At 41.3% G+C, this 8085-nt stretch carries 8 protein-coding genes and 1 pseudogene; 2 read left to right on the forward strand and 7 right to left on the reverse strand.

Features of this window, described 5'->3' with window-relative positions; translation table 11 throughout:
• Positions 1–214: 214 nt before the first annotated feature.
• From H532_RS0108680 to H532_RS0108695, 4 genes are all read right to left on the reverse strand, one after another.
• On the reverse strand, positions 215–724 hold the full coding sequence (locus tag H532_RS0108680; RefSeq protein ID WP_027725162.1) for a hypothetical protein: 510 nt from the start codon (positions 722–724) through the stop codon (positions 215–217).
• A gap of 268 nt (positions 725–992) precedes the next feature.
• Positions 993–1964, reverse strand: coding sequence for a hypothetical protein (locus tag H532_RS0108685; RefSeq protein WP_027725163.1), 972 nt, complete (start codon positions 1962–1964; stop codon positions 993–995).
• A gap of 593 nt (positions 1965–2557) precedes the next feature.
• On the reverse strand, positions 2558–3739 hold the full coding sequence (locus tag H532_RS0108690; RefSeq protein WP_027725164.1) for an NAD(P)/FAD-dependent oxidoreductase: 1182 nt from the start codon (positions 3737–3739) through the stop codon (positions 2558–2560).
• A gap of 25 nt (positions 3740–3764) precedes the next feature.
• Positions 3765–4187 carry a helical membrane plugin domain-containing protein gene (locus H532_RS0108695; RefSeq protein WP_027725165.1) on the reverse strand — a complete coding sequence of 141 codons (423 nt, stop codon included), beginning with the start codon at positions 4185–4187 and terminating at the stop codon, positions 3765–3767.
• 798 nt (positions 4188–4985) lie between these two features.
• Between H532_RS0108695 and H532_RS18330 the strand changes: the two genes are divergently transcribed.
• Positions 4986–5777 (forward strand): TipAS antibiotic-recognition domain-containing protein, encoded by a 792-nt coding sequence (locus H532_RS18330; protein WP_155995018.1) that lies wholly within the window; start codon positions 4986–4988, stop codon positions 5775–5777.
• A gap of 247 nt (positions 5778–6024) precedes the next feature.
• On the opposite strand, the gene H532_RS21075 is transcribed toward H532_RS18330, so the two are convergent.
• From H532_RS21075 to H532_RS0108720, 3 genes are all read right to left on the reverse strand, one after another.
• Entirely contained in the window at positions 6025–6249 is a 225-nt protein-coding gene (locus H532_RS21075; protein ID WP_027725166.1) for an SHOCT domain-containing protein, read from the reverse strand.
• Between the two features lie 88 nt (positions 6250–6337).
• Positions 6338–6811: a hypothetical protein gene (locus H532_RS0108715; protein ID WP_027725167.1), complete on the reverse strand. Its 474-nt coding sequence runs from the start codon at positions 6809–6811 to the stop codon at positions 6338–6340.
• A gap of 247 nt (positions 6812–7058) precedes the next feature.
• Positions 7059–7736 (reverse strand): response regulator transcription factor, encoded by a 678-nt coding sequence (locus H532_RS0108720; RefSeq protein WP_027725168.1) that lies wholly within the window; start codon positions 7734–7736, stop codon positions 7059–7061.
• Between the two features lie 123 nt (positions 7737–7859).
• On the opposite strand from H532_RS0108720, the pseudogene H532_RS0108725 reads away from it, so the two are divergent.
• A pseudogene (locus H532_RS0108725) lies at positions 7860–8085 on the forward strand (IS5/IS1182 family transposase); the annotation flags it as partial.

Here is an 8085-nt window from a genome sequence, read left to right on the forward strand (position 1 = left end):
AATTCGTTTCTTGCGCATTTCGATGGCCGTACTGCCATAAAAGTGCGCATATACTCCAGCATTTTACATTTTTAGTGCCTGATTTTCCATTATCTGGGGCGTGTGCTCATTTTCGTGCTTATTCCTGCTGAGTAATGCGCATAAATGCTGTTATTGCTCATTTCTAAAGTAATTCCGCTTTAAATGGGACAAGGAACCTGTTCTCGCGTCCCATTTACTTAAATGTATAATTGTTCATTGAAACTTTGGTTCGTTTAATATTTGCAGGAAGCTTTTGAACGATAAGGTAAAAGTCTCCACTACCAAGCTTGATAGTTTTTCGGATGTCTTTATGGTTGGCGTCCGTGTTAATGATTAGATTTAAATGAGTGTCACCAGCCCTTGGCTTTTTCCCGAATATAATTGAATAGCTTTTAAATTGATCGTAGCCCTGCATCGTATCTTGATAAACGACAGATACCGGTTTACCTTCTCTTAATACCGCATACCCTATGCCTTTCGAGCGACCTGTGAAAAGTATGGCTTCCATATTCTTATTGAATCTTACCCTTTTTTCGATCGTATTCACTTTCACTTGGTCGGCTTCACTCAGCGCGCTAAAGCGTTCAATTTTTCCTTTTAAATTGGTCGTGTTTGTCAAACCCTTAGCTTTTCCTTCATGATTAAAATACAGGAAGCCGCTGATTAAACATATCGCGAGTAATGGAAGTAAGATTTTTCTCATTATCATTCCCCTCGTATAATAAGTTTCAAATACAAAGTTGATGTCAAATTCCAGTTCATTTTTGAACATTGACAAGTGAATACAAAGTTTCGGACATGGGCGCTTTGTTATGTTCCCGGATAATGGTCTGAAACTGTGTCAGGCAGAGGTGTTCACCCTGAATCCAAATCTGGTTAGAAATTCCAAAAAAGTTTATACCGAGATGGACAGTACCGATAACAAGGATGCCTGGGTAATTGCAGATCGACATCACACGGTTGGATTAATCTTACTTTGTTTTTAATGAAGCTGTTACATAGGAATAAGTGAATTTCGTACTATTCGTGATAGTAAATCCACCTGTTCCATCGAAATTGATTGTTGGTGATATTTCAACCTGCGTTTCTTGATGGCTGTATTCTCCGTAGGCATCCAACCAAGTTGGTAGGCTGGATACCGGTGTAACTGTATAATACATGTATAGCTGAATATTTGTTACATATTCATGCCCACTTGGATCGTTCTTTAAGTTCATTCTTAATGCATAGGCATCCTTGCCGTATTTCCATTTGGTACTTGAACTAGTATAGGTCGCACTGCCTGTAGTGTTTTGACGCGTACTTGTGTTAAAAATCTTCCAAGTTTGCTTACCGTATTCACCGTGTGCAGGTCTCCATATAGCATTATTGATTCCAACACCAAGGACATCAATTTTGCGGTTTATCGGCATTTTCTTATCCCAATTCACCGAACATTTGACTCTGTATTGTTCACTTGACAGTTTAGATACCGTTGTAGTCATGGTTTTATACGAAGTACTTTTTGATGATGATGCAGAAAGTAATAACGGTGATTTTTGGTCATTAGCACCAATCCTTGAAAGCTCATTATAATATTCTTCTCGAGTTAATTCCACTTCTTTTGCAGTATATGCCTGATTTGAATTTGAAGAAAACATGAGATTATCACTAGGAGAAGTAACTGTTTCAATAACTTTATAATATTTAGTGGTTTTGGAATTAATTTCACCTTTTAAATTCTTATTTAAGTCAAACTCGTCTTGACTCATATTTTTTATTTCATCTTCTGTAAAACCTAATGATTCAAGATTTTTAATTTGCTCCGAAGTTAAATTCAAAGCTGTTTTCGGATTATCAACCGGATCCTCAGTAGAACCCTTAGCGTTTGCAAAATTGCTCGGTAAAATCATGGAAAAGAATAAGATAAACAAGAAACCTGTGAAACGTATTCTCCTCTTCATAATAATTCCCCCCAAAGTATTTTGTACCTCAAGAACCATTATATGGGATATACGGAAAATACGCAATATAATATTCATAATATTTAAAATTGATACTTAAGACCTATATATTTACTAGCTCTTGTCATACTTTATACCCTAGAGCAAAGAAAAAACTTTCTAAACTGGTTAGATAACGATTGTTTTTTGTTCAGAAAAAGCTGAATGGGGACATCTGTTGTATAAAGGTTAAAGATTAACATTAATTAAATGATTTTGCCCCCGCCTTTATTGTTGACATTCGATCCTTTATTTGTTTCATAAAGACAATGAAGTTAAATGGACACTCAACTCGTTGCTTTTGGATAAGTGTTATATTATTAATGATTTTTTGGTAAATAGCAGAACCTACGGCCATCAAACATCGATAATCTTGTTGGAGGTATAAAAAATGAGGATTCCAAAAGTTTAAGTAGTGTGTATATCTTTAGTGGTTAATGCAGAGTACGCAGTATTTAATAACTACTCCATTTCTAAATGGGACAAGAAACCTGTCCCCATGTCCTAAAAAAAGAGGCCGTCACCATGATGTGACGACCTCTTTTATTATTCTCTTAGTAAGCCAGTGTCGAGAGGGCATGAATGTGTGAGAGATAGCGCAAGTTGCTTGCCCGTTTCATCAATGAGGCTGGCATGCCCAAGAGCGGTGTTTCGTTGGCGCCGATTTTAGCAACGGCGTCTCTGCGACCCAAGCTGGCTAATGTACCAGAGTCGGTCGGGCTGAAGTTCAACATCGCTTTGTTTTCTAAGTATGCGAACAGGTTATAGCCAACGAGTTCACCCATTTGCCATGCGTTTTGCGCTGTCGGCGGGTATGGACGGCCGCCTTCAGGTGGGAAGGCCACAGCGCTGTCACCGACAACAAAGACATCCGGATGGGATGTGGATTGTAAATGTTCATTGACAGTTGCACGGCCGCGGTCTACGGCAAGGCCGGATTGACCGACAAGTGGATGACCAGCAACGCCGCCGGTCCAAATGAAGGTATTGGCTTCAATCTTTTGTCCGTCTTTCAATTCGATGACATTGCCTTCGACTTTTGTGACAGGCAGCCCGGTCAAAAATTCAACGCCGCGCTCTTCAAGGCTTTTTGTTGCGCGTTCAATTAAGTTGTCGGGCAATACCGGTAAAATTTTCGGGCCAGCTTCGACAAGTTTAATTTGAATGTCTTCACGGGCAATGCCGTATTTTTTCACCCATCCAGGCATTTCATCAACGATCTCACCGACAAGTTCCACGCCGGTTAAGCCGCCGCCGCCGATGACGATGGTGGCATCCGCTTTGTTTTTGGTTTGGGCGTAGGCTTTTAAGTGGCTTTGGATATGTTGGCGAATTCGGTTGGCGTCGTCAACCGATTTTAAAACTAAGCTGTTTTCTTCAAGACCGGGAATGCCAAAGTAATTCGTCACGCTACCTAAGCCAACAACAAGGGCATCATATGTCAGCGTTGAACGGTCGGAAAGCACGACTTCTTTTTTGTCGACGTTAAAAGATTCGACTTTGGCAACTTTGATGTCAATGTCCAAGCCTTTAAACAGCTTATCCAGAGGAATGCTGACGGCTCTTTCTTCCACGTTACCCGCGGACAAGCGGTGAAGTTCGGTAATGATTTGATGTGTTGGGGTTTGGTTGACGACCGTCACATAAGCTTGGTCGCGGTCTAAGTATTTGCGCACGGTCTGTGCTGCCAAAACGCCGCCATAGCCGGCGCCAAGGATCACTATATGTTTTGACATTGTTTATCGACCATCCTTATCCAAATTATTGATTCTTTTCTTTTTCGTTAATGACTTGGAGCAAGGCATTGAGAAAACGGAATAATTTTTGGGCTTGCGGGTCTTTGAGCATTCTCAAAAGGCCGAACAAACCGATGACTTCATGGCTATTTTCGGCGCGTTCTTTGGCTTCAATGACGTTCTGCGCCATTGTTTTCACGGATTCGATGACGGGGGTGGCGACTTCTTTTACCGCGCCGACCGTGTCATTTTTTAATACTTCATCGGTTGCCACCGATTGCATAAAGTCGTATGCTTTGGTTAATAAGGTCATAAGTTCGGTTAATTTCGGGAGTTGATCCACCAGTTGGTTGATGGAATCTTGAACTTCCGGTTTCAACAGTTGATCGATGACGTCATGCTTGTCAAGCGTCTGGGTTTCCGCCTGTAAAGTTTTTTCTTCTGACATACGGATTCTCCTTTTCAAAATTTTAAGGTGGCCACATTTTAAAAGATAGAGATTGTGAAGAATTTTACAATCATTCCCGCAAAAAGGCTATATTCCGCTTCACACCCTTGTTCGATGTAGCCGCCGCACGTAAGGTATGGCTCACTATCTGTAAGTATACTCCTATTTTTCGTGACATACTAATGATATCTGTCAAAAAACGCAAAGTGGGAATGTTTGAAAAATAGTGTCAACGGCAACCGAATCTTTACTGTTAATATGGGTATTAACGAAACGTTCTATGACCGAAAAAGCTGATTTCGCTGAAGTCAAAACACATGATGGAAAACTTGAGATCGGAACGGCCTATGAAAAATAACGGAATACCTTCCTGTTAGAATCGGCATACACACAAACGGCCGCGCTTCAGGTTTGACCTTCCTGTAGAAAATCGTTTTCAAAAAAGAAATCCCTCTATGAATAACCATAGCACCATATCCCTCGCTCCATTATACATGAGCTACCCATGGTATTCGTATGACTGAAATCACAAATATGTTTGAAAATCAAAGGCTTTTTCTGCTGTTTCTCAGTTTAATTCCCTATTCGAAAATATATTAAAAAAAGTGGAAGATGAATCCATTTACCACTAAGTATCGCGCGGGTCAAAGAGCATACAAGCTTTTGTTACAATTTACTAAGGAACATAGGGTGTTAAGAAAAACATGTACATGAAGGATTAAATCCTGCCAAGGTTTAAAATTGGGATCACAAAAAGAAATTTTTTTTGCCCTTGACCTTTACGTTACGTTAAGGTGTATGGTCGAGTTACGAGGAGGAAAACGTGATGGAGTACACCGTCCAGAAACTTGCCAAACTGTCAGGGTGAGTCCCCGAACCCTTAGATATTACGACGAAATCGGACTCCTTAAGCCGGTAAGGATCAATTCGTCAGGATATCGCATTTATGGCCCGAGGGAAGTCGATCGGCTTCAACAAATCATTTTTTACAAGGAATTGGGCATCGGTTTGGAAGTCATTAAGAAAATCATGTCATCGGATACTTTCAATGAGATCGAAGCGCTGAAAGACCATCGCCAAAAACTCCTCGAAAAACGGCGTCAAATCGATTTGCTTTTGTTAAATGTGGAAAAGACGATTGCCGCCAAGACAGGAGGTCAAGAGATGTCTGACGAAGAAAAATTTGAGGCTTTTAAGGAAAAGCTCATTAACGAAAATGAAGCGCGTTACGGAAAGGAAATTCGGGAAAAATACGGGGATGATGTCGTTGATCGTTCCAATGCCAACTTTAAAAACATGTCTAGGGAAGACTATGAAAAGGTGACCCGCCTGGATAAGGAGATTAAGGAAACGCTAGCTGCGGCGTTTGCTGAAGGAGACCCTAGCGGCGATCTCGCTCAAAAAGCAGCCGATTTGCACAGGCAGTGGCTCACGTTTTTTTGGAACGATTATAGCAAAGAAGCTCACGCCAGACTGGCCGATATGTATGTCGAAGATGAAAGGTTTAAAGCCTATTACGACGAAGGCCGGCCAGGGACAACCGAGTTTTTCAGAGATGCCATACACATTTATACTGGCATGAAAGGTTAACGCACGTTTCATCTCCCAAATCCGCCTGTTGGACCAACAGGCGGGGTATAAAGGATTCACAAAAACGCTGCCTCACAAGCCTGTATGATTGGGCTGTGCGAGGCAGCTTTTTTTACAAGTGGATGACTAATGTACTCGGTGCTGGAATGGTGTTGAAAGGAAGGTATTTGGACACAATCTTACTTTGCTGAATAACATTGATAAACAGTTAAAAGAGGTTGATCACAAGGACCAACCTCTCCCATGACTATTTTCTTTCGAGTAACGCGGCTTTTAAAGCTCGATATTCGTCAATGGTGATTTCGCCAGATGCCAGTCTCTTATCCAAAATTAGCTCCGGCGTATTAGTATGTGAGCTTGAGTAACCGCGCCACCTATTTCTTCTCCACGACACAATATTAGCGACGAGTAACCCCATTAACAGCAAAAAGAAAAATATCCCGCAGAACGGAAAGAAAACCCAATGATGCATGTCTTTTCAACTCCTTAAAATAATTGATTTACAAACGGTGTTAATACACAAGATGAGGCTTTGACAGCTTCACCTCCTCAATGGATGTTCAGGCGACCCGTCTTCCCCACGGTTTAAAAACGGATAGAACATACATGAGGACAAGGGATAGGATTTGAATGATGATGCCCGTCCATAATTCCGCATGAACGATAAAAAGTTCGTCTGCCGATTTCTGTTGCAACGATGCGAGCGTCCATGCATACATGCCCCAAAAATTTATGGCTATACAGAGTACCGTGAGACCTTCTTTGGCAATAATCCAATAGAACTTAAACAGTCCCCATTTTGACCAAACTGATAGCAAAATGCCTGTGACGGTCGTTCCAATCGTTGAAGCTTTTACCGAAGTTCTCGATAATAGATGCATGCTCTGCTGACATGCCTCAATGATCGTTTGCTGGTTCGATGCGGAAATCGTAAAGCTAAAAATCAAAAAGACGACCATATTTCCGAGCATAATTGCGGCAAATATACAGTGAATAACCAATAACCCTCTTTTCGCCTTGAGTGACAGCTTCAAATCCTCACCTCCTGACTGTTTTCAGTCTAACCCTAAGATCTAAACTGCCCCTTAAGGAAACCTTAAAACTTTCTTAATTCATTCAGTCATTCACGGACACCACATGGATGCCTCAAAAAAAAAAATAAAAGATTGACTGATACCAGCAGCCAATCTTCATTCCGGATAGATTAAATTAAACATAATATGGCTCTTTATTAAACAGTTTTGTTGCCGTTTCTGAGTTTTCCTAAAATGAACCGTACAGCTAAAAAGAACCCCTGAAGCGATACCCGGCACCCCATACCGTTTCGATATAATGAGGCTCGGCGGGGTTGCTTTCGATTTTTTCCCTTATTTTTCGGATGTGAACTGTTACAGTGGTCGTATCGCCGACAGAGTCATAGCCCCAGATGCGTTCAAACAGGTGATCTTTACTGAAGACTTGGTTTGGATGTTCAGCTAGGAAAGTGAGCAAGTCAAATTCCTTTGTTGTTAATACAATTTCACGGTCACCAAGAAAAACTTGGCGGGAAGTTTTATTGATACGGAGCCCGCGAATATGGATGATATCCTTTTGTGACGGTTTACTTGTGAGTCGTTCATACCTTGCCAAATGAGCTTTGACTCTCGCCACTAATTCACTGGGACTGAAGGGTTTAGTAATATAGTCATCTGCGCCTAACCCTAAGCCGCGTATTTTATCAATATCTTCATGCTTTGCTGTGACCAAAAAAATCGGAATATCTTTCGTTTGGCGAATATTTTTGCATAGTTCAAACCCATTGATGCCCGGCAGCATCACATCAAGGATGATGAGGTCAAAAGGTTCCGATTGGGCCTTGGACAGCCCCAAAAGCCCGTCCGTTTCCGTTTCAACCACGAAGCCTTCAATTTCCAAATAATCGCGTTCCAATTCCCCGATGCTCTTGTCATCTTCAATAATTAGGGTCTACTGAATAACAAAAAAATGTTGATTTAACAAGGGTTTTTCACTTTTTTGTCGAATTTATATGCAAGGGTATGATTCGGAAACTCATCAAAAACCTTGCACTTGGAGGGACTAACTTTGTACGAACATCATGCCGATCAACTCATCCTGCCACATGAATTTTTCCTGCCGTTTGGTGGACAATTAAATCCCAATAACCGTTGGGTGGTCTTGTCTAACCTCATCCCCTGGTCAAAAGCTGAAAAAGAATATGTCAAGTCACTGGGAGACGTCAGGCAAGGACACAAGGCCTTTTCGGTTCGTTTGGCACTTGGTTCATTGATCATTCAGGAACGCCTGAAGT

The organism is Tuberibacillus calidus DSM 17572, from assembly GCF_000430685.1.
In the GTDB taxonomy this organism is placed as follows: Bacteria; Bacillota; Bacilli; order Bacillales; family Sporolactobacillaceae; genus Tuberibacillus; species Tuberibacillus calidus.